Annotated in this window: 31 protein-coding genes and 1 pseudogene; 12 read left to right on the forward strand and 20 right to left on the reverse strand. The window is 72.4% G+C overall.

Features of this window, described 5'->3' with window-relative positions:
- The first annotated feature begins 33 nt into the window (after positions 1-33).
- A complete protein-coding gene (ftrA, locus tag MicB006_RS25260) occupies positions 34-1,026 on the forward strand; it encodes a transcriptional regulator FtrA (protein ID WP_116509470.1) in 993 nt (330 codons plus the stop codon).
- Here ftrA and MicB006_RS25265 read toward each other — a convergent pair.
- From MicB006_RS25265 to MicB006_RS25285, 5 genes are all read right to left on the reverse strand, one after another.
- Positions 999-1,361, reverse strand: coding sequence for a nuclear transport factor 2 family protein (locus MicB006_RS25265; protein ID WP_116509471.1), 363 nt, complete (start codon positions 1,359-1,361; stop codon positions 999-1,001). The genes ftrA and MicB006_RS25265 overlap by 28 nt on opposite strands.
- Positions 1,339-1,815 carry an SRPBCC domain-containing protein gene (locus tag MicB006_RS25270; protein ID WP_116509473.1) on the reverse strand — a complete coding sequence of 159 codons (477 nt, stop codon included), beginning with the start codon at positions 1,813-1,815 and terminating at the stop codon, positions 1,339-1,341. The genes MicB006_RS25265 and MicB006_RS25270 overlap by 23 nt, the downstream gene beginning before the upstream one ends.
- On the reverse strand, positions 1,812-2,144 hold the full coding sequence (locus tag MicB006_RS25275; protein WP_116509474.1) for a helix-turn-helix transcriptional regulator: 333 nt from the start codon (positions 2,142-2,144) through the stop codon (positions 1,812-1,814). Before MicB006_RS25275 ends, MicB006_RS25270 begins: the two co-directional genes overlap by 4 nt.
- A gap of 85 nt (positions 2,145-2,229) precedes the next feature.
- A complete protein-coding gene (locus MicB006_RS25280; protein ID WP_116509475.1) occupies positions 2,230-3,045 on the reverse strand; it encodes an NAD(P)-dependent oxidoreductase in 816 nt (271 codons plus the stop codon).
- Positions 3,042-3,491 (reverse strand): MarR family winged helix-turn-helix transcriptional regulator, encoded by a 450-nt coding sequence (locus MicB006_RS25285; RefSeq protein ID WP_116509476.1) that lies wholly within the window; start codon positions 3,489-3,491, stop codon positions 3,042-3,044. The genes MicB006_RS25280 and MicB006_RS25285 overlap by 4 nt, the downstream gene beginning before the upstream one ends.
- 170 nt (positions 3,492-3,661) lie before the next feature.
- On the opposite strand from MicB006_RS25285, the gene MicB006_RS25290 reads away from it, so the two are divergent.
- On the forward strand, positions 3,662-4,399 hold the full coding sequence (locus tag MicB006_RS25290; protein WP_225980498.1) for a hypothetical protein: 738 nt from the start codon (positions 3,662-3,664) through the stop codon (positions 4,397-4,399).
- Here MicB006_RS25290 and MicB006_RS25295 read toward each other — a convergent pair.
- Positions 4,293-4,970: a hypothetical protein gene (locus tag MicB006_RS25295; protein ID WP_225980499.1), complete on the reverse strand. Its 678-nt coding sequence runs from the start codon at positions 4,968-4,970 to the stop codon at positions 4,293-4,295. The genes MicB006_RS25290 and MicB006_RS25295 overlap by 107 nt on opposite strands.
- An 18-nt stretch (positions 4,971-4,988) precedes the next feature.
- Positions 4,989-6,128, reverse strand: a complete 1,140-nt coding sequence (locus tag MicB006_RS25300; RefSeq protein WP_225980848.1) for a zinc-dependent alcohol dehydrogenase — start codon at positions 6,126-6,128, stop codon at positions 4,989-4,991.
- A 162-nt stretch (positions 6,129-6,290) separates the two neighbouring features.
- Here MicB006_RS25300 and MicB006_RS25305 point away from each other — a divergent pair, with 162 nt between their 5' ends.
- Entirely contained in the window at positions 6,291-7,244 is a 954-nt protein-coding gene (locus MicB006_RS25305; RefSeq protein ID WP_116511793.1) for an FAD-dependent oxidoreductase, read from the forward strand.
- Between the two features lie 8 nt (positions 7,245-7,252).
- On the opposite strand, the gene MicB006_RS25310 is transcribed toward MicB006_RS25305, so the two are convergent.
- Positions 7,253-7,678 carry an iron chaperone gene (locus tag MicB006_RS25310; protein WP_030499653.1) on the reverse strand — a complete coding sequence of 142 codons (426 nt, stop codon included), beginning with the start codon at positions 7,676-7,678 and terminating at the stop codon, positions 7,253-7,255.
- Between the two features lie 144 nt (positions 7,679-7,822).
- On the opposite strand from MicB006_RS25310, the gene MicB006_RS25315 reads away from it, so the two are divergent.
- Positions 7,823-8,560 carry a VOC family protein gene (locus MicB006_RS25315; RefSeq protein WP_116509480.1) on the forward strand — a complete coding sequence of 246 codons (738 nt, stop codon included), beginning with the start codon at positions 7,823-7,825 and terminating at the stop codon, positions 8,558-8,560.
- Positions 8,561-8,565: 5 nt separating this feature from the next.
- Here MicB006_RS25315 and MicB006_RS25320 read toward each other — a convergent pair whose 3' ends face one another.
- Complete coding sequence (locus MicB006_RS25320; protein WP_116509481.1) at positions 8,566-8,943, reverse strand: ADP-ribosylation/crystallin J1; 378 nt, start codon at positions 8,941-8,943, stop codon at positions 8,566-8,568.
- A 160-nt stretch (positions 8,944-9,103) separates the two neighbouring features.
- Between MicB006_RS25320 and MicB006_RS25325 the strand changes: the two genes are divergently transcribed.
- Complete coding sequence (locus tag MicB006_RS25325; protein WP_116509482.1) at positions 9,104-9,718, forward strand: dihydrofolate reductase family protein; 615 nt, start codon at positions 9,104-9,106, stop codon at positions 9,716-9,718.
- A gap of 59 nt (positions 9,719-9,777) precedes the next feature.
- Here MicB006_RS25325 and MicB006_RS25330 read toward each other — a convergent pair whose 3' ends face one another.
- The 6 genes from MicB006_RS25330 to MicB006_RS25355 are packed head-to-tail and all read right to left on the reverse strand — an operon-like array spanning position 9,778 to position 12,601.
- Positions 9,778-10,314, reverse strand: coding sequence for an SUKH-4 family immunity protein (locus tag MicB006_RS25330; RefSeq protein WP_116509483.1), 537 nt, complete (start codon positions 10,312-10,314; stop codon positions 9,778-9,780).
- The gene (locus MicB006_RS25335; RefSeq protein ID WP_116509485.1) at positions 10,311-10,847 is read right to left on the reverse strand and encodes an SUKH-4 family immunity protein; all 537 of its coding nucleotides are present in this window, start codon (positions 10,845-10,847) and stop codon (positions 10,311-10,313) included. The genes MicB006_RS25330 and MicB006_RS25335 overlap by 4 nt, the downstream gene beginning before the upstream one ends.
- Entirely contained in the window at positions 10,844-11,371 is a 528-nt protein-coding gene (locus MicB006_RS25340; protein WP_073827408.1) for an endonuclease, read from the reverse strand. Before MicB006_RS25340 ends, MicB006_RS25335 begins: the two co-directional genes overlap by 4 nt.
- Positions 11,364-11,858, reverse strand: a complete 495-nt coding sequence (locus MicB006_RS25345; protein WP_073827409.1) for a hypothetical protein — start codon at positions 11,856-11,858, stop codon at positions 11,364-11,366. The genes MicB006_RS25340 and MicB006_RS25345 overlap by 8 nt, the downstream gene beginning before the upstream one ends.
- Before the next feature lie 3 nt (positions 11,859-11,861).
- Positions 11,862-12,191 carry a hypothetical protein gene (locus MicB006_RS25350; protein WP_116509486.1) on the reverse strand — a complete coding sequence of 110 codons (330 nt, stop codon included), beginning with the start codon at positions 12,189-12,191 and terminating at the stop codon, positions 11,862-11,864.
- Positions 12,188-12,601, reverse strand: coding sequence for a YbaB/EbfC family nucleoid-associated protein (locus MicB006_RS25355; RefSeq protein WP_116509488.1), 414 nt, complete (start codon positions 12,599-12,601; stop codon positions 12,188-12,190). The genes MicB006_RS25350 and MicB006_RS25355 overlap by 4 nt, the downstream gene beginning before the upstream one ends.
- A gap of 147 nt (positions 12,602-12,748) precedes the next feature.
- Between MicB006_RS25355 and MicB006_RS25360 the strand changes: the two genes are divergently transcribed.
- Positions 12,749-13,693: an FAD-dependent oxidoreductase gene (locus MicB006_RS25360; protein ID WP_116509490.1), complete on the forward strand. Its 945-nt coding sequence runs from the start codon at positions 12,749-12,751 to the stop codon at positions 13,691-13,693.
- 63 nt (positions 13,694-13,756) lie between these two features.
- Complete coding sequence (locus tag MicB006_RS25365; RefSeq protein ID WP_116509492.1) at positions 13,757-14,296, forward strand: hypothetical protein; 540 nt, start codon at positions 13,757-13,759, stop codon at positions 14,294-14,296.
- 40 nt (positions 14,297-14,336) lie between these two features.
- Here the strand turns inward: MicB006_RS25365 and MicB006_RS25370 are convergent, their stop codons facing one another.
- Positions 14,337-15,041, reverse strand: a complete 705-nt coding sequence (locus MicB006_RS25370) for a hypothetical protein (RefSeq protein WP_116509494.1) — start codon at positions 15,039-15,041, stop codon at positions 14,337-14,339.
- 195 nt (positions 15,042-15,236) lie between these two features.
- On the opposite strand from MicB006_RS25370, the gene MicB006_RS25375 reads away from it, so the two are divergent.
- The 3 genes from MicB006_RS25375 to surE are packed head-to-tail and all read left to right on the forward strand — an operon-like array spanning position 15,237 to position 17,256.
- Complete coding sequence (locus MicB006_RS25375; protein WP_116509496.1) at positions 15,237-15,449, forward strand: hypothetical protein; 213 nt, start codon at positions 15,237-15,239, stop codon at positions 15,447-15,449.
- A 42-nt stretch (positions 15,450-15,491) separates the two neighbouring features.
- Positions 15,492-16,433 carry a 1-phosphofructokinase family hexose kinase gene (locus MicB006_RS25380; RefSeq protein ID WP_225980500.1) on the forward strand — a complete coding sequence of 314 codons (942 nt, stop codon included), beginning with the start codon at positions 15,492-15,494 and terminating at the stop codon, positions 16,431-16,433.
- Positions 16,423-17,256, forward strand: coding sequence for a 5'/3'-nucleotidase SurE (surE, locus tag MicB006_RS25385; RefSeq protein ID WP_116511795.1), 834 nt, complete (start codon positions 16,423-16,425; stop codon positions 17,254-17,256). Before MicB006_RS25380 ends, surE begins: the two co-directional genes overlap by 11 nt.
- A 52-nt stretch (positions 17,257-17,308) precedes the next feature.
- On the opposite strand, the gene MicB006_RS25390 is transcribed toward surE, so the two are convergent.
- Both MicB006_RS25390 and MicB006_RS25395 read right to left on the reverse strand, forming a co-directional pair.
- Positions 17,309-17,536, reverse strand: a complete 228-nt coding sequence (locus tag MicB006_RS25390; protein ID WP_043330397.1) for a hypothetical protein — start codon at positions 17,534-17,536, stop codon at positions 17,309-17,311.
- A 66-nt stretch (positions 17,537-17,602) separates the two neighbouring features.
- Complete coding sequence (locus MicB006_RS25395; protein ID WP_116509498.1) at positions 17,603-18,430, reverse strand: alpha/beta fold hydrolase; 828 nt, start codon at positions 18,428-18,430, stop codon at positions 17,603-17,605.
- A 95-nt stretch (positions 18,431-18,525) separates the two neighbouring features.
- On the opposite strand from MicB006_RS25395, the gene MicB006_RS25400 reads away from it, so the two are divergent.
- Complete coding sequence (locus MicB006_RS25400) at positions 18,526-19,560, forward strand: sigma-70 family RNA polymerase sigma factor (protein ID WP_116509500.1); 1,035 nt, start codon at positions 18,526-18,528, stop codon at positions 19,558-19,560.
- A gap of 30 nt (positions 19,561-19,590) precedes the next feature.
- Here the strand turns inward: MicB006_RS25400 and MicB006_RS32845 are convergent.
- Positions 19,591-19,917 (reverse strand): annotated as a pseudogene (locus MicB006_RS32845) (hypothetical protein); the annotation flags it as partial.
- A 168-nt stretch (positions 19,918-20,085) separates the two neighbouring features.
- On the opposite strand from MicB006_RS32845, the gene MicB006_RS25410 reads away from it, so the two are divergent.
- Entirely contained in the window at positions 20,086-20,595 is a 510-nt protein-coding gene (locus tag MicB006_RS25410; RefSeq protein WP_225980501.1) for a winged helix-turn-helix domain-containing protein, read from the forward strand.
- A gap of 198 nt (positions 20,596-20,793) precedes the next feature.
- On the opposite strand, the gene MicB006_RS25415 is transcribed toward MicB006_RS25410, so the two are convergent.
- Positions 20,794-25,191 (reverse strand): S8 family serine peptidase, encoded by a 4,398-nt coding sequence (locus tag MicB006_RS25415; protein WP_116509504.1) that lies wholly within the window; start codon positions 25,189-25,191, stop codon positions 20,794-20,796.
- Positions 25,192-25,391 lie beyond the last annotated feature (200 nt).

Genomic DNA, 25,391 nt, shown 5'->3' on the forward strand with positions numbered 1-25,391 from the left:
GGCGTGAGCGCCGCCCTTCGCTAACATCCCGCCATGAACCGTGCCACCGTGTCGGTGCTGGCGTACGAGGGCATGTCGGTGTTCGAGACCGGGATCGTCACCGAAGTCTTCGGCCTGCCCCGCCCGGAGTTCGACGTCGGCTGGTACGAGCTGACCGTCTGCGCGGAGACGCCCGGCGCGGTGCGGCTGGTCGGCGGCGCCACGCTGCACACCGACCACGGCCTCGACGTGTTCGCCGCCGCCGACACGCTGATCGTGCCCGGCGTCGCCGACGTGCACGCCGACCCGTCACCCCGGCTGACCGGCGCGTTGCGTGCCGCCCACCGGCGTGGCGCACGGATCGTGTCGATCTGCTCGGGGGCGTTCGCCCTGGCCGGCGCGGGCCTGCTCGACGGCCGCCGCGCCACCACCCACTGGCGGTACGCCGACCTGCTCGCCCGGCGGTACCCGGCGGTCCGCGTCGACCCGGACGTGCTGTACGTGGACGCCGGTGACGTCCTCACCGGCGCGGGCAGCGCTGCCGGTCTCGACCTCTGCGTCCACCTGGTACGCCGCGACCACAGGTCGACGATCGCCAACGCGGTCGCCCGCCGGCTGGTCGTGCCGCCGCACCGCGACGGCGGCCAGGCGCAGTTCATCGAGGCGCCGGTCCCGGACGACCCCGGCGACGACCGGCTCGCCGCCAGCATGTCGTGGGCGCTGGCGAACCTGACCGCCGAGATCACCGTGGCCCGACTGGCCCGGCAGGCGCACATGTCGCCCCGCACGTACCTGCGGCACTTCGCGCGGGCCACCGGCACCACCCCGATCCGCTGGCTGATCGACCGGCGCGTCCAGGCCAGCCTTCCGTTGCTGGAGACGTCAGGCGCGCCGATCGAGGAGATCGCCGTCGCGGTGGGGTTCGAGACGGCGGTGACGTTCCGGCACCACTTCACCGCCGCGATGCGGACCTCGCCGTCGGCGTACCGCCGGGCCTTCACCGGGGCGTCAGGCGGTGCTTACGCCCCGGGCAGCGGGACGACGTAGGAGTCGACGCGGGCGATGAGCCCGTCCCGGAACGTGAACAGGTCGTTGAAGGCGAAGCGGAACGGCCCGTGCGCGACGCTGACGCCCCGGCCCTCGCCGGTGACCGCGACGACCGGCCCGTCCTCGATCACGCGCTCGACGTCGAGCCGCGGGCTGCCGGTGAAGGCCGGGTTCTCGATCTCGCCGTCGAACTCCGCCCGGCCCCGGGTGGTCCGGTGGCCGTGGATGACCCACTCCACGTCGTCGGTGAGGGTCGCGAGGATGCGCTCGTGGTCGCTCGCCCGGAAGCCGGCGAAGTACTCGGCTACCAGGTCACGCTGGGTCGTTCGGGGCACTGTCGCCTCCGTCGTCGTCGGGTCGCAGATGTGCGGCGAGCGCGTCGAGGATGGACGCGAGCCCGTCGGCTGCCTGGTCGGTACGCAGCTCCGGCGGAAGCTTGCGCTGGTGCACCGTGAGATCCGTGCCGTCGCGTGCCGGCCGGAGTGTGACTGTCGTGCGCAGGCCGGTGACCGGCTCGTCGAAGACCAGTTCGCGCGGCGGGTCCACGCTGACGTAGACGAACCGGAGTCGCCCGGTGCGGCCGTCCGGCGCGCGTGTGTCGAGAGCGAACTCCCCGCCCGGCCGCAGGTCGACGGTCACCGAGCCCGGCGGCACGCTGGCGTGCGAGCCGCCCCAGAACGCCGCGATGCTCGCCGGTGAGGTGAAGGCGGCCCAGACCCGTCCGGGCGCGGCGGGCAGGTGCCGCCGGGCGATCAGCTCGTCGCCGTGCCGCTCGGTGCGCGCCCTCACCGGGTCGCCTCCGGCCCGGCGAGGTGTTCCTCCAGCGCGTCGAGACGGTCGTCCCAGGCCCGGCGCTGCTCGTCGATCCACGTACTCAGCCGGGTGAGCCGGTCGACGCGCAGCCGGCAGGGCCGTCGCGTGCCCTCCCGCCGCTGCTCGACCAGCCCGCACCGGCGCAGGACGCCGACGTGGTGGGAGATGGCCTGCGGCGTCAGGTCGAACGGCTCACCCAGCTCGCCGACGGTGGCCTCACCACGGGCGAGCCGGGTCACCAGGGCGCGGCGGACCGGGTCGCCGAGCGCGGCGAAGGCGAGGTCGAGGTCCGGATCGGACTGCATGCCCTCACGCTACCGCAAACACCCGTTTGCGCAAACAATGCTTTGCAGATGAGCGTTCCACTGGCGGGCCGCAGCGCGGGTGGCGTCAGAGCGCGCCGATGCGGACGGCCTCGTAGATGGTGCTGATCGTCGGTGTGAAGCCGAGGCTGCGGGCGAGGCTGACGTCCATCTGCCCCCTCCACGGCTGACTGAGCGGTTCGGCGGAGGAGCCGTAGGAGTAGCCGACGAGCTGGGACACCTCGTAGATGCTCAGGGGCGACTCGTCGGCGATGTTGACAGTGCGGTTGTCGAACGCGCCCGTGAGGGCCAGTGCGAACGCCGTGGCGATGTCGGCGTGGTGGCAGACGCTCAGCCTCTGTGCCGGGTGCCACCCCATGCCGGCGGCGAGTTCGGGCAACGATTCGAGGTGCCCGTCCCGGTCTCCGTAGATGAAGGGAAGCCGCAGGATGCCCCAGGTGAGCCCGCTGGCCCGCAGCAGTTGCTCGGCTTCGATCTTGCTGGCGGGGTAGGCGAGCGTCGGCGCGACGGGGTCGTCCTCACGCCCGGGGTGCGTGCTGTCGGCGCCGTAGACGTTGGAGGTGCTGGCCAGCAGGAACCGGGCCTGGGGCGCGTGCTTCTCGACGGCGGCGATCAGGTTGCGGGTGCCGTCCCGGTTGATGGTCCAGATCTGGTCGTCGTCGCGGGTGCGGAAGACGGCGGCCAGGTGGATGATCGCGGTGATGCCTTCCACGGCTGCCGGCAGGGATTCGGGGCTGAGGACGTCACCCTCGACGCGCCGTACGCCCTGGGGCACCGCTTTTCCGGGACGGACGAGGGCGCGGCACTCGATACCCGCCGCGGTGAGTCGCCCGAGCAGGCGGGGGCCGACGAGGCCCGTTCCGCCGGTCACGAGAACGGTCATGATCCGTGCTCCTTCCGGTAGTCGATGAGTCGTCTGGTCGCGCCGCTGAGGACGCGATTCATGGTCTCGATGTCCGCGGGGTCGACTCCGCCGAAGGCGACTTCCGCGATCAACGCCATCGGATCGGGGAGCGAGTTCCACAGGTTCACGCCGGCCGGCGTGATGTGCAGCTGTTTCTGGCGCTGGTCGTCCGGGTCGGGCACCTGTTCGATCAGCCCTTTGCGTACGAGCGCTGCGATGACCGCGCTGAGGGTCGCCCGTTCGACCTCGAGTTCGCGGGTGAGGGTGCGCTGGCCGACCGGCCGGCCCTCACTGAGCCGGTACAACACGTACCACTGGGTGTTTCCGAGATCGTAGGGGCGCAGCACGGACTCCATGAGGGCCCGGCTGGCGAGGAAGTACTTCTTCGCCCAGACGCCCGGAGCGTCCAGCTCGTAGGCGTTCATTTCGTTAGGCACCTGACAACATTGTCAGGTGCCTAACGAGATGTCAAGAGGCGGTGCGCACCGAAACGCGGCAGGGTGCCCGGCAGTTGGGGGAGCAGGGGACGGGCGCGCCGTTTCGGGCGGCGTGGCATCGGGAACGTCGTCGGGACGGGCACGGGACGGAGGTCGACATGAGGACACCGAGTCGCCGTTGGCGGATGCTTGGCGTACCCCTGCTCGTCACCACGCTGCTGGCTGGCGCCTGCGGCGACGGCGGCGGGAACGACGGCGGCGCCGCGGACCCGGGCGCGACCCCGGCGACCACCCCCGCGACGCCGCAGGCGTCGCAGTCGTCCGGCGGACGCGTGACGATCCCGACGTCCGCCTTCGCCGACCTGCCGCCGGAACTGCGCAAGACCGACGCGCAGCCGATGGAGGTCACCGACGCGCTGCCCGAGTTGTGCGACCAGGAGTTCCGCAGCGGCGGCCGGTCGGTCACCGCGAGCGCCGCCATGACGAGCGCCTACAAGCAGCCGAAGGACCCGCCGGAGAACGTCCCCTACGGCACGCTGCACCAGACCGTCTTCGCCTTCGAGGGCACCGGCGCCGCCGACTACCTGCGCCGGGTCCGCGGTGCGATGGATTCCTGCCAGTCGTTCAAGGAGGCGGGCGGCACCGTCACCGTCCGGTCCGAGCCGATGGCCCGGACCGGGAGCGAGGCGCTGCTGGTGACTGTCACCCGGCCGGCGACCGGCCTCGACGGCAGCCCGGCCGAAGGGCAGGCCACCAGCCAGATCATCGTGATCCGGGTCGCCGACGCGGTCACCGTCGTGCACGACCAGGGCTGGGAGGGGACGAGCAACGACCCCGCCCTGATCGACGACATCGCCGCGGCCGCGGTCCGCGGCCTCGACTCCTGGCAGCGCTGACCGCCTGACCGCGTCGCGCCACCCGGCGTACGAGCAGGTACGCCACGCCGCCGGCCAGCAGCCACGGCGCGGCGACCACGATCGGGTCCAGCGGGTGGTGCACGCGGTCGACCCGGTTGCCGCGCCGGGACGACAGCCCGTGGTGGGTGAACTCGCTGCGTACGCCGGTCTCGGCCACCAGGTTGTCCGGGTGGCGGCGCAACAGCGACCCCAGCCTGCTCTCCGCCGTGTCGACCCGGTCGGCGGCGAGCAGCAGCAGCCAGTGCGCGGCGCGGCCCTCGCTGAACCGGCGGTACGAGTAGCGGCGGATCACACCGGAGAGCCCCTTGGGTGGGCAAGAAGTGCCGAAGACCGGGGTGAGGAACTTGTGCTCGATCGACCGCTCGCGCGGCCACTTCTCCGGCTGCCGCTCGGGGAACTCCCAGTGCGCGCCGGTGATCTCCGGTGCGTAGCGCTCCTGCGGCACGGAGGGCCGGTCCGCCGGGTCGAGGTCGGCGCCCCACCCGGGGATACGGGCCCGCAGCTCGTCCGGGGACTCGGTGAGTTTCGGCTTGTCCGGCGTGTACGGCATGGTCGGCCCCCGGTCCTCTCAGGCGGCGTTCGGGACGATGAGCGGCTTGATGCAGCCGTCGAGCTTGGCGGAGAACATGTGGTACGCCTCGGCGACGTGCTCCAGCGGGATGCGGTGGGTCACGATGTCGCTGGGCTTGAGGTAGCCGTTGCGGATGTGCTCGAACAGGCGCGGCCACTGCCGCTTCACCGGGCACTGGTTCATCCGCAGCGTCAGCCCCTTGTTCATCGCGTCACCGAACTTCACAGCGCTGAACATCGGCCCGTACGCGCCCATCACCGAGATCGTGCCGCCCTTGCGCACCGAGTCGATGGCCCAGTTCAGCGCCACCGGCGAGCCGCCCTGCAACTTCAGCTTCGCCGCGGTGACGTGCTGCAGCAGGTTGCCGTCCGCCTCCGCGCCGACCGCGTCGATGGCGACGTCCGCGCCCAGGTGGTCGGTGATCTTCTTCATGTGCACGACGATGTCGTCGTACTCGGCGAAGTTGTACGTCTCGGCGTGGGCGAAGGACGCCGCCTTCTCCAGCCGGTAGTCGAGGTGGTCGATGACCATGACCCGGCCGGCACCCATCAGCCACGCCGACTTGGCGGCGTAGAGGCCGACCGGCCCGGCACCGAAGACCACCACCACATCCCCCTCGGCGATGTCGCCGAGCTGCGCGCCGAAGTAGCCGGTGGCGAGCGCGTCGGTGAGCAGCACCGCGTCGTCGTCGTCCATCCACTCCGGAATCGGGCTCGGCCCGACGTCCGCGAACGGCACCCGCACGTACTCGGCCTGGCCGCCGTCGTAGCCGCCGCACGTGTGCGAGTAGCCGTAGATGCCGCCCACCGCCGTGGCGTTCGGGTTCACGTTGTGGCAGTTGCTGTAGAGACCCCGGGCGCAGAAGAAGCACGACCCGCAGTACACGTTGAAGGGCACCATCACCCGGTCGCCCGGCTTGACGTTGCGCACCGACGGCCCGACCTCGTCCACCACGCCGACGAACTCGTGACCGAACGTCATCCCGACGCGGGTGTCCGGCATCATGCCGTGATAGAGGTGCAGGTCGGAGCCGCAGATGGCGGCCCGCGTCACCCGCACGATCGCGTCGTTGGGGTGCTCCACGACCGGCCGGTCCTTCTCCTGCACCCGCACCCGGTAGGGACCGCGGTAGACCATTGCTCGCACTCGACGCCTCCCGGATGCCCGTGTCGTTGTTCGACTCGCCCCGGATCGTCCGGTGCACCGGAAGGGCTACCCCCGAAGATGAGGGGCAAACGGGAGCGGGATCGCCGGGCAGAATGGGCGGGCGACCGCAGCCGCGACGCGATGGGGGCCGCCATGACCGCACGTCCGGACGTCGTCGTCCTCGGAGCCGGCGTGAGCGGGCTCAGCACCGGTATCCGGCTGGCCGAGAGCGGCGCCCGGGTGCTCGTCCGCACGGCGGCGCCGCCCGCCCGGACCACCTCGGCGCTGGCGTCGGCGCTCGTCGGCCCGAACCTGTCGCCGCCCGGCGACCCGCAACGCGCCTGGACCGACGAGACGCTGCGGGTGCTCGGCGCCGAGCCGATGCCGGGCGTGACGTGGCGCGACGGCACGCTCGCCGCCCGGCCGGAAGGGGCCACGCCCCCGTACGCCGAGCAGACGCCGGGCTTCCGGCAACTGGACGACGACGAGCGGCCGGCCGGCTTCGGCACCGCGTTCACCGTCCGGCTGCCGCTGGTCGACATGCCGGTCTACCTCGCGTACCTCCTGGAACGCCTGCGGGCGGCGGGCGCCGAGGCGGGCCAGGAGCCGGTCGGCTCGCTGGACGAGGCGGCGACGCTGGCCCCGGTGGTGGTCAACTGCGCCGGGCTGGCGGCGCGGACGCTGACAGGCGACACCGGCCTGTACCCGGTGCGCGGCCCCCGGATCGTGGTGCGCAACCCCGGCCTGGAACGGTTCTTCATGGAGGCGCCGATGGCGCCGGCCTGGGCGTCGATCTTCCCGCACGGCGACCACGTGGTGCTCGGCGGCGGCCAGCGACGCAGCGACGACACCACCCCCGATTCGGCGGAGGAAGCCGACGTCCTCGCCCGGTGCGTCGCGATCGAACCCGCCCTGGCCGCCGCCGAGGTCCTCGAACACACAGTCGGGCTGCGTCCCGGCCGGGTGGCGCCCCGGGTCGCGGCCGAGCCGCGCGGCGACGCGCTCGTCGTGCACAACTACGGCCACGCGGGCAACGGCGTGATGCTGTCCTGGGGCTGCGCGCGCGCCGCCGCCGCGCTCGCCCTCGACGCCGCGCCGACCGCCTGACGGCACGGTCAGGACACGGCGGTACGCACCAGCTCGGCGACCTTCTTCTCCACCTCCGGGCTCCACCGCACCAGCGCGAACGACGCCGGCCACATGTCGCCGTCGTCGAGGTTCGCCGCCTCCTGGAAGCCCAGCGTCGAGTAGCGGTACTTGAACTTTCCCGCGTCCTGGAAGAACACGACGATCTTGCCGGCGGCGTTGGCGTACGCGGGCATGCCGTACCAGGTCTTCGGCGCCAGCTCCGGCGCGGCCGACATGATCGTCATGTGCACACGCTCGGCCAGCTCGCGGTCCTCCGGCGCCATCTGCGCGATCCGGTCGAGCACCGCCTGGAGGTCGTCGGCCTTCTTCGCGCCCTTCCTGCCCTCGGCGCGCAGCTCGGCGGCACGCTCCTTCATCGCGGCGCGCTCCTCGGCGCTGAACCCGTCGGACATCTCGATTCCCCCTCGCGACTCGCGGTCCGCGTGGTGCCGACCGCCTGGCAGCAACGCTATGGCCCGGCGGTGGGCGCCCGCTTCTCGATTCCTGATCACCTGTCGGGACCACGGCGACCCGGCGCCGCGCCTACCATCGCCGCCATGGCAACCCGGTTCGTACAGATCAACATGAAGGCCCACGACGAGGTGGCGCTCGGCGGCTTCTGGGCGAAGGTGCTCGGCTGGGAGATGTCCAGCGAGGGCCCCGGCGTGACCAACCTCGAACCCGAGGGCCTCACCTACCCGGACCCCCGCGCCCTCTACATCGACCTGGTCGTCTCCACCGAGCCCAAGACGGCGAAGAACCGGGTCCACGTCGACCTCGCGACCACCTCGCCCGCGCACCACGCGGAGCTGGTCGCGCGCCTGACCGCGCTCGGCGCCACCCCCGCCGACGTGGGCCAGGGCGACGTGCCGTGGACGGTCCTGGCGGACCCGGAGGGCAACGAGTTCTGCGTACGGGAGCCGAACCCGCTGTACGCGGACACCGGCCTCATCGGCGCCGCGGTGGTCGACTGCGCCGACCCGCGCGCCATGGCCGACTTCTGGGGCCGCGCCACCGACTGGACCGTGCACGAGGTGACCGACCAGGAGGCGGTGCTGCGCTCCGCCAAGGGCGTCGGCCCCTACCTGCGGTTCGTCCGCAGCGCCGACGCGAAGACCGGGTGGAACCGGGTCCACCTCGACGTCCGACCGTACCCGTCGGACGACCTGGACGCCGAGACCGCGCGCCTGCGGTCCCTCGGCGCCACCGACGCGGACCTGGGCGGGGCCGACATTCCGTGGCGGGTGCTGGTCGACCCGGAGGGCAACGAGTTCTGCGTCCTCACCCCGGCCTGACGGGATCACGGGCCGGCGGTCGGCCGGCCCGTCCCGTCCGGCCGGAACTCGTGGACCACCTCGATCGGTCCGACGATGTGCCGGTTGAACTCGTCCAGCTCCTCGGCCGGCACCCACAGCTCCAGGATGTCCCGGCCACCGACCTGCCGGACCGGGTAGCGGGCGGCGAAGGCCCGGTCGACGTGGAAACGGGTCACGTAGCCGACGCCGGACGCCGGCACGTTCCAGTCCCGGGCGATCATGACGGCGTACTCCTCGTTGAGCACCGGATAGAAGATCGGCTGGTCCGGCAGACGCGGTGGCCAGGCCCGCCAGCCGGAGGCGCGGACGAGGTCGAGCTCTCGGGGCCCAGTCGGGCGCCACAGCGTCGTCGTCTCCGTCATCGCGTACCCCCTTCTGCGACGGTCGTGGCACCGTACCGGCGGCGCGCCGCGACCGGCCATCGGGTTTCGGCAGCAGAATCGACAGCGGGTGCGATGAGTTCGCGAAGCCTCGGCGGTCCACCCGTCGACATCCCCAGACAGACAGGTAGGGAGCACCGCGATGGCCAAAGTCATCTCCACGCTGTTCATCTCGGCCGACGGTGTCGCCGAGATCGACCCCGACTGGCACTTCCCGTACTTCGACGACAACATGGGCCGCGCGGTCACCGAGGACTACGACACGTCCGACGTGCTGCTGATCGGCCGGGAGACGTACGACAGCTTCGCCGGCGCCTGGCCGGACCGGGAGGCCGCCGGCGGTGAGGACGCGCCGTTCGCCAAGCAGCTCGGTGACATGCGCAAGGTCGTCGTGTCCCGCCAGCCGCTGGAGTTCTCCTGGCGCAAGTCCGAGGTGATCCAGGGCGACCTGACCGACGCCGTGCGCGCGCTCAAGGCCGACGCCGGCATCAAGGGCATCCTCATCCCCGGCTCGATCTCGGTGGTGCAGCAACTGCTCGCCGCGGGCCTGGTGGACGAGCTGCGGCTGCTGGTGCACCCGGTCGCCGCCCGCAAGGGCCGCCGGCTGTTCGACGAGGGCGACGCGCCGTACCACCTGCGGGTGGCCGGGACCGAGACGTACCCGACCGGCGTGATCCGGGTGATCTACACCCCGGCGCCGGCGCCGGGCGCGGTCGGCTACGACGACGTCAAGGACCAGGTGCCGGCCGGGAGCTGACGATCACGGGGCGGCGCCGGCACCTGGTCGGCGCTCGCCCCGGCCGCGGCCGGTTGACCTCAGGCGGTCGACTCCAGCTCGTCGAAGGCCATGTTCCACCACGACTCCGGCTCGGCGAACGCGACCGGGTCGACCGGGCGCAGGTCGTCGCGGATCGCCGCCGCCCGGGCCGCGCGTTCCCGGCCGCCCGGGTCGGTGGCGACGAGCTGCCCGAGCCGGTAGAGGAACTCCACGAACGCGGCGAACGTGCTGTTCACCGTCTCCAGGTTCGGCGTCTCCAGGTCCAGCAGGATCACCGCGCCGGTGCCCGCGTCCAGGCAGAACAGCAGCGCCGCGTCCTCCGGCGAGGCGCCCAGCACGATGTACGGGCGGGGGCCCTGGTCGCCCAGCTCGATCGACAGCGTGGAGAACAGCTCGACGTCGGGCACCGTCACGTCCACGGTGAACAGGATCGGCACCTCGACCGGCAGCGCGCCGTCGGGCGGGAAGACCGCCGGCCCGAGCGGCCCGAGGATCGCGTCGAAACGCTGGTCGGGGAAGTAGATGACGCCCCGCTCACCCCAGAGCGCGGTGAGCTGTTCGCGGGTGACGGTCACGGCTGCGTCTCGTCCTCGTCCGTCTCGTCGAGCAGGCCCTGCCGGTCCAGGAACGCGTACCACCCGTCGTCGTCGGTGACCAGCTCGGCGTAGCCGGGGCCGAGCACGTAGTAGTGCACGAACGAGTCCAGGTCGGGCGCCAGCTCCTCGAACGCGTCGCCCATGAACCACTCGGTGCCGGTGGGCGGGAAGTACCACACCGCGCCGGTGGCGCGCTCCAGGAAGATCGGCTCGTCGCTGCGTGTGCCGACCACGAGCCAGCCGGTCTTGTCCTGGCCGACGGGGGAGAAGTCGGGCGCGTAGTCGAGGAAGTACTGGACCCCGGCCAGCCGGGCGGTCGAGGCCAGCTCGAACGCGCCGGCCCGCAGGCCGTCGGCGGCGAGCAGGAACTCGCGCAGGCCGGCCGGCAGCTCCGCCGGGACGTCGCCCTCGTCGGCCGGGTCGCCGATCTGCCCGTACGCGAGACTGGCCGGCTCGTCCGCGGCCAGGTCGGCGCGGAGTTCGTCGAGAAGCTGCGCGAGATCGGAAGTCAATCCACTACCTCTATTCGGATCGGGGTTCCGTCCGGCAGATTCTGGATCTGCCCCCAGATCTGGGAGCCGATGTCCGTGTTCGTTCTACCATGCAGCAGTTTGAGGTTGTCGACGGTGTCCGGCCCGCCGAGCTGCAGTTCCCACACGTGGTCGGGATGGTAGTCGCTGAGCCGTTGACTGAGCCGGTTGGCGAGATCCTTGTCGTGCGGCCAGTACTTGTCCCAGATCTTCTGCCGGATCCGCTCCTTGTACCCGTCGGTGATGCTCTTGTCGCGGGCCACCGGGTTGGTGGCCTTGTAGAGCTTGCCCTCGTCGCTGAGTTTCTTCAGCGCGGCCATCTTGCGCCGGAACTGGGCGGTGGCGTGGAAGTTTCGGCGTTCGACCCGGATCACCTTCGTGGGCAGGCTCCGGTTGGGCCCGGTGACCCGGACGATCGGCTTCTCCAGCTTCTCGACCGCCTTGCGGACGATCTTGCCGGCCGCCGGTTTCGCGGCGGCGCCGCGGCCGCGCCTCGGGCTAGGCATCGAGCAGTCTTCCGATGACCTGGTCGATGAGCGCGCCGACGATCTCCCGGGTGATGATCTGGAAGATCGGGATCTCGGCCAGCGAGGCGCCGAACGTGACCACGGCTGTGGCGATCGCCTGGGCCACCTGGAACGCCAGGATGGCCAGCTGCACGATCACCGCGATCTTCAGCGCCAGCACGATCGCCGCGCAGATGATCAGCCCGGCGCCGAGCAGCATGGCCGCGGGCATGCTGTCGTGCAGCACGAGCGGGCCGTTCTGCTCGCCGCCCCACCACTTCTGGAACGCCGCGATCGCCGGGCCGACGTTCTGCGTCCAGACCTGCGCGGCGGCCGCGTCCGCCGCACCGGCCGCCGCACCGATCCGGCCACCGAACTCGAGCCACGCCTGGCCCATCTCGAAGAGCTTCTCCTCGTCGGCCTGCGGCCAGGTGTAGCCGATCCAGCCGAGCGCGGTGATCAGCTCACCGGGTAGTTGCAGTCCCACGACTCACCCCAGCCCGCCGGCCAGCGAGCGCATCGTGCCCGCGCCGTCCTCGTCGACCCGCTCGTACGCGTCGGCCATCCCGGCGATGTCGGCGCCCGCCGAGGTGAACTCCTCGGCCGCCATGCCGACGCAGTCGAAGATGTAGTTCGCCACCTCGGTGTAGGCGATGCCGATCAGCGACCCGATGTCGTCGGTGCCCCACGGTTCGCCGTAGCCCCGCATCCGCGCCTCGAACGCCTCCAGCTCGCCGTTGAACCGCTTGGCCAGGTCGCTGACGCCGCGCCCGGCGGCCCGGATCAGCGGCGGGTGCACCTCGAAGCCGCCGCCGCTCATCGCTGCCCGCCGCGTGCCATCCGCTCCTGCGCCTCGGTCAGCGCGTCGAGGAACGACCCGAGCCGGGGTACGGCGGTGTCCCGCACCTCCTGCAACTGCTCCCGCAACTGCGCCATGTCAGCGACCTGCGGGGCCGGGCCGCTCCGCAGCCCGTCGATCGCCGCGTTGACAGCGGTCACGACGTGCGCGGTCAGCTCCTCGGAGCCGAGCCGCATCAGCCGCGGCTCGACGTGCAGCGCGTGGAGCTTGCCGTCGCGCCCCATCTCGGCGCGTACCTGCCCGTCGGCGGCCTCGCCGACCACTGGCGTCTCCGCCTCGTCGGCCGGCGGTGGACCCACCGTCCGAAGCGCCGCCATCGTCGCGTCGAGCATGCGGGTGAAGTCGCCGCTCATCGAAGGATCCGCACTCATGAGCCCTCCCCAAGGCCAAACGCCACGAGCGTAACCGAGACGGACAAAGCGATTTGTCCCGTGCGCGGCCCGATCCGTCTTGGACACCGCGCGCCCCGGCGGCCACCATCGGCAGGAACACGTCGGTACGGGTGACGGGAGCGGAACATGACCGAGGCGGACGTGGTGGTGGTCGGCGGTGGCGTCGTGGGGATGACCACGGCGCTCACCCTCCAGCGGCGTGGCGCCCGGGTCACCGTGCTGACCGCTCACGAGCCAGCCGACACGGTGTCCACGGTGGCCGCCGCGGTCTGGTACCCCAGCCACACCGAGGAGGACCCGAGGGTGCTGCGCTGGGCCCGGGACACCCACGCCGAGCTGCGCCGCCAGGCGGCCGACGGCGTGCCGGGAGTGGTCGACCGGCCCACCCGGATGTGGCTGCGCCACCGCTACGCCGGGCCGCCCTGGTGGGCCGACGCCTGCGGCGACCTGGTGGCCGAGCCGGCGGAGCCGCCGTACACCGCGCTGCTGCGGTTCACCGCCCCGGCGGCGGAGATGACCCCTTATCTCGCCTGGCTGCGGGAGCGCCTGGAGGCGGGCGGCGGCCGGGTCGTCCGCCGCACGCTGGGCGCGCTCGCCGAGGCGTACGACGTGGCGCCGGTCGTGGTGAACGCGACCGGCCTGGCCGCCGGGCGGCTCGCCGAAGACCCGGCCGTGTACCCGGCGCGCGGGCACGTCGTGCTGGTGGCGAATACCGGCCTGACCGTCTCGGTGCGCGACGAGGACCACCCGGCCGGCGTCACGTACGTGCACCCGCGCCGGCACGACGTGGTGCTCGGCGGCACCTACGAGGAAGGGGTGTGGCAGACCAGCCCCGACCCGGAGGAGGCGGCGGCGATCCGCCGCCGGTGCGTGGCGCTGGTGCCGCAGCTCGCGGACGCGCCGGTGCTGGGGGAGCGGATCGGGCTGCGGCCGGCCCGGCACGGCGGCCCCCGGGTCGAGATTGACCCGGCGGACGGGCGGCTGGTGCACGCGTACGGGCACGGCGGCGCCGGGATGACGTTGTCCTGGGGCTGTGCCGCCGAGGTCGCCGATCTCGCCTTGAGCGTCTGACCCTCCCGGCGCGGGCGAGCTGGCGGCCCACCGCCGGAGCGCGCAGCCGGTAACCTCGGCCCGGTGTCCGCCCGCCGCGCCGCGCTGTCCGCCCTCGTCGCCCTGATCACCGTCCACATCGGTTGCACGCTGGTTGCGCTCGCGGCGTACAGCCACCGGATCGGCCTGGTGACCCACGACGGCTCCGGCTTCCTGGTGGAGCTGCTCGACGCCGTGGTGCCGCTCCGTGACCTGCTGCCCGCCATGCTCTGGCTGCTGCCGGTCACGCTGCTCGTCACGTTCGCGGCCCTCGGCTGCTGGGCCGCCCGGCGGACCGTCCGTCCCGGCGACGAGCGGCTACCGAGGGCGGCCTGGACCGCCGGCATCGCCGCGGTGCTGCTCAACCCGCTCGCGGCCGTGCGCTACGCGTCCGCGACCGCGAGCGGCGGCGAGTACATGCGTACGGTGCAGGTGGAGACCACCCTCCTGGTGCTCGCCGCTGCCGCGGCCACCACGATGAGCGCGCTCGCCGTCGCCGGGTTCGTGCGGCGCTCTGAGACGGCGAGGCCGCCGTCGCGGATGCGGGTGGACGACTGGTCCGCGGGCACGGCGGGACGAGAGTGACCTGTCCGCTCAGGTCCTGACCGCCGATTGAGCGTCGTGCTCACCGCTCCAGGACGGTGAGCCATTCGGCTCCGCGGGGCCGGTATCCGTGCAGTTCGAAGAGCCCCCGCACGATCGCCGGCACGTGCCCGGCGCCGTACACGACCGCCACGTCGATGCGTTCCGCCGACCGGGTACGGATCAGCTCGGACAACGCGGCGAGCAGCCGCTCGTCGCGTTCGCCGCCGAACGCGCGCTCGGCGTGCTCGGTCAACTCGTGGTCGGCGTACCGCTCGTCGGTGGCCGACGGCAGGTCGTGCACTTCGATCTCCGGTGAGAGCAGACGCCGGGTGCCGCCGAAGAACTGCATCACCGTCACGAACGGGATCACCAGCCACATCTGGAGGCGGTACCGCAGCGGCATCGCCCGCCAGCCCTGGGCGAACTCGGCCGCCGTCACGTCCGGGTTGAGCACCTCGACGCCGAGGGACGCATACGGGATGGGGTCTGTCACCAGGCCGGAGCGCCGGTTGGCCGGCATGGCCCGGTAGGTGAGTGTCAACGCCGAGCCGACCGCCGACCGGCCGCTGACGCCCTCGACGACGAGCAGGTCGCACTCGCGCAGGCGCTTCGTCACAGCCGCGTAGAACCGCGGGCTCGCCACGTGCAGCATCGGGAACACCAGGAACTGCAACTGGCTGCCGGGACGGCGCAGGCGGAGAACGGCGGACCGGGTACCGACGACGCTGTGTTCGATGATCTGCATGCCTGCCCCCGTGGCTCGGCCGCTGTTGACGGCAGGGTAGGCGCGCCGGGCAACCCGACCGATGCCCGCGCCTGGGCCGCCGAGCGGCGGCGCGGACCGGTCAGGAATCGAGAAGCCTCGCGCGGGTGGGCGGACCTAGCGTCTGCGGTACGGGCCTCCCACCGGGGCGGCCACCGGGGAAAGGGGCACCGACCCATGGACCTCCGCATCCGCCAGCTCCACCGCTGGCTCTCCATCGCCTTCACGGTGACCGTCGTGATCACGTTCGTCGCGCTGGCGCAGAAGGACCCGATCGTGTGGATCTCCTACGTGCCGCTGCTCCCGCTCGCCCTGCTCCTGGTCAGCGGCCTCTACCTGTTCGCGCTGCCGTACCTGCGGCGCCGCCGCGCCGCCGCGCGTCCGCGCTGACCTGGGGGATTACCGGGGCCGGTCAGCGGGCAACACTGGCGGATGGACCAGAAGGTGATGGTGTTCGCCCCGGCCCCGCTGTTGACGGTGACGATCGAGCAGCAGGGCGAGGCGACCGAGCTGCATCTGCACCCGGGCGGTCAGGGGGTGTGGCAGAGCCGGATGATCGCCGCGCTCGGCGTGCCGGTGACCATGTGCGTGGGCCTCGGCGGCGAGGTCGGCGACGCGGTCCGCAAGCTGCTCGACGACGAGGACGTCACGGTACGGATGGTGCGCCGCGAGTCCGGCACCGGCTGGTACGTGCACGACCGGCGTGACGGCGAGCGGACCGAGATCGCCGAGCATCCGGGCGTGCCGATGGTGCGGCACGACATCGACGAGCTGTACACGGTGACGCTCACCGAAGGGCTGCGCGCGCCGGTGAGCGTGCTCAGCGGACCAGCCGACCCGCAGGTGGTGGACCCGGACATCTACCGCCGGCTCGCCGCCGACCTGAGCGCCAACGGCGGGACGGTGGTGGCCGACCTGTCCGGGCCGTACCTGGAGGCGGTGCTCGACGGCGGGGTGAGCGTGCTGAAGGTCAGCCACGAGGAACTGCTCGACGACGGCCTGGCCAAGGACGACAGCGTGGAGGCGCTGCGCGACGCCGGTCGCCGGTGCCAGGAGCGGGGCGCGCGGACGGTGCTGATCAGCCGCGCCGGGGAACCCGCGCTCGCGCTGCCGGAGGACGGCGAGGCGCTGCTGGTGCACGCCCCGCCGCTGGAGCTGGCCGACCACCGGGGCGCCGGTGACTCGATGACCGCCGGGGTGGCGGCGGTGCTGGCCCGGGGCGGGGACATGCGGGAGGCGCTGCACGTCGGCGCCGCCGCGGGCGCGCTCAACGTGACCCGGCACGGGCTGGGCACCGGGCGCGCCGAGGCGGTACGGGAACTCGCCGGCCGGGTCCGGCTGACCCCGCTGGACGGTGGCGACGATGACGGCTGACCGGCCACCCCGGGTGCTGGTCACAAACGACGACGGCGTGCACGCCCCCGGCATCCGCGCGCTGGCCCGGGCCGCGTACGAGCGCGGGCTGGACGTGGTGGTCGCCGCGCCGCGGCACGAGGCGAGCGGGATGAGCGCGGCGCTGTCCGCGGTGACCGACGACGGGCGGCTGGTGTTCGGTGAGACCGAGCTGGACGGGCTGCCCGGCGTGCCCGCGTACGCGGTGGCCGCCTCACCGGCGTACATCGCGATCCTGGCCGGACTCGGGGTGTTCGGGCCGGTACCGGACCTGCTGCTGTCCGGCATCAACCGGGGCGCGAACGCGGGCCACGCGGTCCTGCACTCCGGCACCGTCGGCGCGGCGCTGACCGCCGGCAACAACGGCATCCGCGCGCTCGCCGTGTCGCTCGACGTGCTCACCCCGGCGGCGGCGGCGAGCGCAGGCAGCGGCGGCGCGGCGATCGCGGTGCTGGACAGCGTGGACGACGAGTCCCGGCACTGGTCGACGGCCGCCGAGCTGGCCGGGAGGCTGCTGCCCTGGCTGGCCGGGGCGGACCCGGGCACCGTGCTCAACCTCAACGTGCCCGACCTGCCGGCCGATCAGGTGGCCGGGCTGCGCCAGGCGACGCTGGCGCCGTTCGGCCAGGTGCAGGTGTCGGTCGCCGAGCGCGGTGAGGGGTTCGTGCGTACGGCGGTGGAGGAGAACGCGGTCCGCGCGGTCCCCGGCACCGACATCGCCTGGCTGGCCGACGGGTACGCCGCGGTCACCGCGATCCGGGCGCTCGGGCACCTGCCCGACGTGGAGCTGCCGGTCGACGGCTGAGGACGGCTCCGCCCCGCCACCGTGACACGGGTGGCGGGGCGGAACCGGTCGTTCACTCGCCGGCGGCGCGCCGGCGGTCGGCCTCGGCGTCGGCGGCGCCCACCGGGGTGCCGTCGCTGTCCCGGTCGGCCCCGGACAGGTCCACGTCGGCGCCGGCCCGGGCGGCGTCCGCCGCCGCGTCGTCGGCGCCGACGACCTCACCGCCGCCGGTCTGTCCGTCGTCGGGGACCAGCTGCCCGGCGGTGGCCAGCCCGATCGGTGCGTACCTGGGGTCGGTCATCTCGTCCTCCTCACCGGTGTTCCTGACTCAGCGGTACCCCGGTACGGGAGGCGGCACACGCGCGGGTCAGCGGTCCCGGTCGAGGAAGGCCAGGGTGACCGCGGCGAACAGCGGCGACTGGTCGATGTCGTAGTGGGTCAGGCCGGGCAGGATCGCCAGCGCGTGCCCGCCCGCCGGGCGGCCCTCGCCCGTCCAGCCGCCGTCGCGCCGGCCGCCGTCGAGCAGCTCGAACACCTCCACGAAGTGGCTCGGCGGAGCCATGTCGGCGTCGGCGGCGACCACGAGCGTCGGCACCCGCAGGGCACGCACCTGGTCGGTGAAGTCGAAGTCCTTGCGCATCGCCTCGCCGATCTTGTCGAGCAGCCGGGGGAAGTCCTCCGGGCGTGGCGCGACCCGCTGGTACAGCTCGTACATCGGGGTGTCCTTCAGGTACTCGGCGGCCGCGGCGTCGACCTGGCCCTGCTGCGCCAGCAGCTCCGGGTAGACGGCGTCGCGGCGGATGTGCGCGGACGCGGCGACCAGCCGGCCGACCTTCTCCGGGTACCGGAACCCGACGTGCAGGGCGACGCCGCCGCCGAGGGAGAAGCCGACCACGTCCGGCCGGTCCAGCCCGAGGTGGTCGATCAGCGCGGCGACGTCGTCGGCCATCAACGCCATGTCGAGCGGCCGGTCCACGTCGGCGGTGCGGCCGTGGCCCTGGAGGTCCACCAGGATCACCTGGTGCTTCGCGGTCAGCGCGGGCAGGATCGGCGCGAACATCTCGCCGGAGCAGAGCCCGCCGTGCAGCAGGATCATCGGCCGTCCGCTGCCGTGCGTCTCGTGGTAGAGGCGTACGCCGTTGACGTCGGCGTACCGCCCCGGGGCGTGGGTCTCGTCGCGCTGGGCGGTGGTCATCGGTGCTCCTCTGGTGTGGTGACCTGACGACCGTTGGACCGGGCGCGCGGGGCTCACTCATCGCCGCGGGCCCGGGGTGCTCGCGTTCATGCAGCATGTGGGCTAGTTTCAGCCGGGTGAGCGAGGTGGCGAGCATTCCCGTCGAGGCGCAACTCGAGGCGTACCGGTCGGAGCTGACCGGCTACTGCTACCGGATGCTGGGTTCGGCCTTCGAGGCCGAGGACGCGGTGCAGGACACCTTCGTCCGGGCCTGGCGCAACTTCGACAAGTTCGAAGGGCGTTCCGCGCTGCGGACCTGGCTCTACCGGATCGCCACGAACGTCTGTCTCACCATGGCCACCAGCGCGCAGCGCCGGGTCCGGCCGATGGACCTCGGCCCGGCAGGGGTCGGCACCGCCACCCATCCCGGCGAGCCGCGCCCGGAGCAGATCTGGCTCGGCCCGGTGCCCGACGACCGGGTGCTGCCCGAGGCCGGTGACCCGGCCGAGGTGGTGGCCGGCCGGGAGTCGGTGCGGCTGGCGTTCGTCGCGGCGTTGCAGCACCTGCCGCCCAGGCAGCGGGCCGTGCTGATCCTGCGCGAGGTGCTCGCCTGGTCGGCCCAGGAGGTCGCCGACCTGCTCGACACGTCGGTGGCGAGCGTCAACAGCGCGCTGCAACGGGCGCGGGCCACGCTCGCCTCGGCCGACACCGAGGCAGACGCGAGCCGTCCGCTCGATTCCGAGCAGCAGGCGCTGCTCGCCCGCTACGTGCGCGCGTTCGAGGCGTACGACCTGACGGCGCTCACCGCGCTGCTGCACGAGGACGCGACGCTGTCGATGCCGCCGCTTCCGCTGTGGCTGCGCGGCCCCGAGCACATCGCGGCCTGGATGGCCGGCACCGGCAGCGGCTGCCGCGGCTCCCGGCTGGTGCCGACCGCCGCCAACGGGATGCCCGCGTTCGGGCACTACCGGCGTGACCCCGACGGCTCAGGGCACGTGCCGTGGGCGCTGATCGTGATCGGCGTCTCCGGCGGCCGGATCACGTCGCTCAACAACTTCCTCGACGTCGACCGCCTGTTCCCGCTGTTCGGGCTGCCCGCCCGGCTGGAGGAGGGCGCCGGCCAGCCCGAGCAGACCCGCGAGCTCGCGTAGGTCGTCGCCCGCGCCGCGTACCTCCAGCCGCCAGCCGAACCGCCGCGCGGTCAGGCGCAGCCGCGCCAGCACCTCGACCGTTACCAGGTCCGGCGCGGCCACAGCGGACACGTCGCAGACCACCACCCCCCGGTCGCGGCCGCGCAGCGCCTCGGCCAGTTCGGCGCAGCGGGCGGCGATGTCCGCGCGGGTCGGCGTCCCGCCGGCCAGGGAGAGCATGTGCGTGATCACACGCATTGGACCGGCGTACGTCCCGGCTCTCATCGGTACGCGCGTGCCGAAACCCGACCCTGCGCGACATGCCCCGGTCACGTTGTCGCATGCAGTTACATCGACGTTAACTGCTATACCAATCATCGGTGCTCGGCTATATGATCCCGGTAGTTCACCCCGAAGCCTCACGAAACCGCAGCTCCCGCACCCCTCGGGTCGAACTCCGCAAGCCAGGTGCCCCGCCTCGTCGTGCCTGGCGACCGCCCCGCGTTGCGGTTCAACCTGCCGGAAAGGTGGGAACGGATGACAGGGATGCCGTCCTTGGTCATCGGCGTCGCGTCCTCGTCGGCCGAGCGCCGGCAGCTCGCCCAGCTGCTCGGCGGCACCGAGGCGTTCCTGATCGTCTCCAGCGTCCACCAGGCCCGCCGCTTCCTCGATCTGGTCCGCCGTCCGGCCGGCCCGCCGGCACCCCGGCCGCAGCCCGCCGGCGAGCCGCCCGTTCCGTCGTCCGGCCCGTCGCCCGGCCCGTCGTCCGGGCTGGAGCTGGGTGTCGACTCCGACCGGCGGGTGCTGCGCTGGCGGGAGCGGGAGGTCGGGTTGACGCCGCTGGAGCACGACCTGCTGGTCTGCCTGGCCGGCACGCCCGGTCAGGTGTGGACGTACGCCCGGCTGCACCGCGAGGTCTGGGGCAACGACCACATGGGCCGGGGCTCGGACATGCACTCGGTGGTACGCCGCATCCGGCGCAAGCTGGCCCGCCTCAACGTCCCCGCGACCATCCACGCCGTCCGAGGCGTCGGCTTCCGCCTGACCCCACCCTGACCCACCCTCCCCACCCATCCCTCGCCCCGCCCTGCCTCGCGCCGCTGATCTTGCACTTGCGGCCCCTCGGGTGGGGCTTTTGTGTGCCTTGCCGGGGCGGTAAGTGCAAGATCGCGGGGGAGGGGGTGGGGAGGGAGGGCGTGGGGCGGCCCGCCCGGTGCGGAGCACCGGGCGGGCCGCCCTTGTCAGGTGCTGGGGTCAGCAGCGGGTGGGGGAGAGGGTGAAGTCCTCTACCGTGGGCGTGCTGCTGTTGATCTTCGTCTGGCGCGTCTGGGGCTTCCAGCCGTCCTTCGCGACGATCAACGTGAGCGGGTTGTTGCGCCGGTCCATCCAGTAGGCGTACCGGCCCTCGGCGTCGGTGGTGAAGGTGTAGGAGTTCGCCCAGGAGTCGACCTGCACGGTCACGCCCGCCAGCGGCGCGGTGGCGCCCTGGCAGCTCTTGCCGGAGACCGTGCCGGACAGCTTGCCCCAGGTGGTCGGCGGCTGCGCGATCATGGTCACCGCCACCGGCTCCACGGTGTACGGGGTGTCCTCCTTGATCGCCACCGACGCGGAGTACGTGCCCGGCTGGTCGACGTTCGCGGTCATCACGACAGTCACAGTGACCTTCTCACCGGGCGCCAGCGTGACCTTCGACTTGTCGACGGTCAGCCAGCTCACGTCGGCAGCGGCCTCCGAGCACTCGGAGAAGCCGGGCAGGACCTCGCTGTCCTTGGTGGCCGTGAAGCTGCCCGACGAGCCGCCGACCTTGTAGAACCCGCAGGCCGCGCCACCCCGGTAGCGGGCCGTGTTGGCGTTGGGCAGGTTCGCCCACGAGTTGGTCGCCGGGTCGAAGGCGAAGCCGGCGTTGGTGATGGCGCCGCCCTGCGACCCGCCGACGACCAGGAGCTTGCCGTTCGCCACCGCGTACGAGGAGGCCCAGCTGTCGGCCGGCGCGTCCGGGATGGCGGTCCAGGCGTTGGCGGCCGGGTCGAAGGCGTACCCGACCTTCTGCGACGTGGTGCCGTCGTTGCCGCCGGTGCAGTAGACGGTGCCGTCGATCCCGCCGCAGGACAGGAACGCCACCGACTTCGGGTACGCGGGCAGCGTCTCCCAGGTGTCCGCGCCGGGGTCGTAGCGGACCACCGAGTTGGACATCGGCGTGCAGCTGGCAGTGGTGCAGCCGCCGATCGCGTACAACTTGCCACCCGCGACCGCCTGGCCCGCCGCCGAGCGCGGCGCCGGGTTGTCGGCCTTGCGGGTCCAGGTGTTCGCCGCCGGGTCGTACGAGAAGGTGGCGACGTCCGGTCCGGCGGCGCCCCAGCCACCGGTGGCGACGATCTTCCCGTCGATCGCGCCGACCGTCATGGCGTTACGCGCGCCGGGCAGGTCGGCGATCCCGGTCCACGTCTGGGCGATCGGGTCGTACCGGTAGTTCTTGGCGCTCGACGCGGTGCCGTCGCCACCGGCGATGGAGTAGACCTTGCCGTCGACGGTGACGACCCGGTTGTCCATCACGTTCGACGGGTAGCCCGGGATAGCGGTCCACGGGTCCGCCTGCGGGGCCGCCGCCGCGATCGCGGTGGACGACTTGCCGGACGAACGGGCGGCGAACGACGTCGCGGCGGTCAGCCGCTGGACCGGCGCGCCGGTCGAGCCGAGCAGCGCCTGCTGGGACAACTGGGAACCGTCGGCCCGTTGCAGCACGAACCCGCCGTCGCGTTCGCTGAACTCCGCGGTGACCGGCGCCCCGCCGGTGTTCGTCACGGTGAAGGTCTTGCTGACCTTGCCGCTCGGCATCCGGACCGTGCCGGTGATCGAGGTCGGCTTCACCGACAGCCGGCCGGCGGCGAGCTGGAAGTTGGCCGCGGTGGCCCAGTCCTCCTCGACCGTGACCTGCTTGGTCTGGCTCACGTAGTTGCCGGCGCTGGCGGTGAACGGGTGCGTCCCGGTCAGCGACGAGAACATCCAGTAGAAGCCGTCGGGCAGCTCGGTGTCGTCCGGCGTGGCCACCGTGGTGGCCTTCTCCGCCGGGCGGTCCTTGCTGGTCACCGTGGCGCCGTTGACGTAGCCGTTGTCGTTCTTGTCACGGACGTGGCCGAGGACCAGGCCGCCGTTCACCGGCTTGCAGACGAGCTTGCTGCCGATGAGGACGTTGTCGACCTCCCACCACCACTCCCAGCTGGCCTCGTAGTAGTGGAAGCGCACCCGCACCTGCGACTGGCCGGCCGCCTGCGGGATCGGCACCTCGGTCACCCGCGGGCCGCGTACGTCGGCCGCCTGCCGCAGCACGTTGCTCCAGGTGGTGCCGCCGTCGAGGCTCAGGTCGACGTCCGCGCGGTCGCTGTTGAGCCAGTTGTAGTCCTGGTTGAACCGGATCACCGGCGCGGTCACGCCGGTCAGGTCGACGACCGGGCTGACCAGCGACGTGTCCTGCCGCCCGCCGCTGCCGTAGTTGTCGCTGTCGATGACGGCGAAGTTGCCGCTGCCGCCGGTCAGGTTGCCGCGCTCACCGGCGTCGGTGAACTCCCAGACCTGGCCGGTGCCGGCGTTGTCCACCACGGTCCAGCCGTCCGGCACGCCCGTGCCGTCGAACGTCTCGTACTCGCCGTCGGAGCTGACGGTGTAGCCGGGGGCGGTGGCGCACGCCTCCGGGTTCGCCTGCACGGCGATGTTGGCGACGGCGTTGCCCGTGCCGACGGTGACCTCCTTGGTGGTGGTCAGGTAGCCGGCGTACTGCGGCTCGACCTTGAGCCGGTAGGTCGCCCCGGACGGCAGCGACAGGCTGTAGCGGCCGGTGGTGGGCGTGGTGTAGTCGGAGATCGGCGTGCCCTCGACGCTCACCTTCGCGTACAGCGGCCAACCGTGCCCGGACCCGTCGGTGACCTGCCCGCTGACCGTCACGCTCGGCACCGCGGTGAGCGCGACGTCCAGCGTGGTGGTCGTGTTCGCGGTGACGGTCGCGGACAGCGTGCGGGTCGCGTACCCGAAGGACGAGACGACGACCTGGTAGTCGCCGGCCGGCAGGAGCGAGGAGTACGTGCCGTCGGCGCCGGTGGTCAGCGTGCGGTCCGCCGCGCCGGACAGGGTGACGGTGGCGCCGGCGATCCCCGCGCCGGTGGCGGCGTCGGTGACCTTGCCGGCCAGCGTGCCGTTGTCGCCGATCGGGGCGGCGGCGAGCAGCGCGAGCGCGTCCAGCCGGCCCTCGCCGTAGACGTTGTTGTCGTCGGTGGTGCCGCCGCACTGGGCGTCGGCCTTGTCGATCGCCGTGTCGTTCAGCAGCGCGCGGGTCGCCGTGACGTCGCCGACCAGGGTGGGCGCCGCCGACCAGAGCAGCGCGATCGCGCCGGCCAGGTGCGGCGCCGCCATCGAGGTGCCGCTGATGCTGGCGTACGAGTTGGTCGGCACGCTGGAGCGGACGTTGACGCCGGGCGCCGAGATGTTCGGCTTGATCTCGCCGTTCTGCCCGGTGCCCCGGGACGAGAAGCTGGCGATGTTGTTGTTGACGTCGTACGCGCCGGTCGAGTAGTTGCTGGCCAGGCTGCCCGGTGAGCCGCTGGTCTGGCAGGACGGGCCGTTGTTGCCGTTGGACCAGACGCCGAAGATGCCGGAGGCGGTCCAGGCGTTGGTGACGTCCTCCATGAACGGCTGGTTGGACGGCGCCGTGGTGCCCCACGAGTTGTTGATGATGTTCGGCCGCTTGCTGGCGTCCGGGTTCTGCCCGTTGAGGTCGGTGGGCTCCAGCATCCACTGGCCGGAGGAGATCAGCGCGGCGTCGGTCGGGCAGCACCCGTTCGCGGCGATCCACTTGACCTCGGGGGCGACACCGATCTGGTTGGCCCCGTCGGCGCCGGCCATGGTGCCCATGGTGTGCGTGCCGTGGCCGTCGGAGTCGCACGGCGCGGTGGCGCACTCGTCGGCGGCGTCGAACCAGTTGTAGTTGTGGTCGAAGGTGCCGTCGCCGTTGTTGCCCCGGTACGAGTTCACCAGCGCCGGGTGGTTGAACTGGACGCCGCTGTCGATGCTGGCCACCGTGATGCCGGCGCCCTTGACGCCGTACTGGGACCAGACGTCGTCGGCGTTGATGTTTGCGATGCCCCACTCCAGCGCGTTCGCCGACTTCTCGTCGGTGCCCGGGGTGGTCTCGGGGAGCTTGTACTCGACCGGCGCGTACAGCCCGTCCACCTCGGAGTGGGCGGCGAAGTTCTGCGCCATGGTGAGCGAGCCGTCGGTGACCTTGATGGCGTTGGTGGCCCAGAAGCTCTGGTACTTCGTGCCCGAGCGGTCCAGCTCGGCGCGGATCTTGGCTTGGCTCTCCGCGGCGGTCTTCTTCAGCGCCGCCGCGACGGCGGCGCCGCGCTCGTTCCAGTCCTTGGTCGCGGCGGCCTTGCCCAGGTCAGCCTTGCCCGAGAAGTGGATCCAGAAGTCGCCCTCGCTCTTGCCCTGCAGCTGCCGGGTGAGTTCGGGGCGGATCTTGTCGTCGGCCGACGCGCCGGCGCCCGTGCCGGCCTGCGCTCCCGTGCCGGTGGCGGCCAGCGCGGTCGCGGCGAGCACCAGGGCGGCGCCTGCGCTCACCAGCCGCCGGGCCGGGCCCCATCTGTGTGGACGTCTCAGCATCGGTGCTGCCTCCTACTCCGATGACCCGCGGATGATCGAGCCATGGCAGAAGGGCCAGGAGATGTGCTCTCCCGACTGGTCGCACCGGTATTACAAGAACCCCCCAGGCCCCCTAGGCGTCCGTGCGGGTCTGCGCCGGTCACCTGAATGGACACTATGATCGACATGAGGGAACGATCAATGACCGTACGTGAGCAACA

Origin of the sequence: Micromonospora sp. B006, from assembly GCF_003408515.1 — a bacterium.
GTDB classification, from domain to species: domain Bacteria; phylum Actinomycetota; class Actinomycetes; order Mycobacteriales; family Micromonosporaceae; genus Micromonospora; species Micromonospora echinospora_A.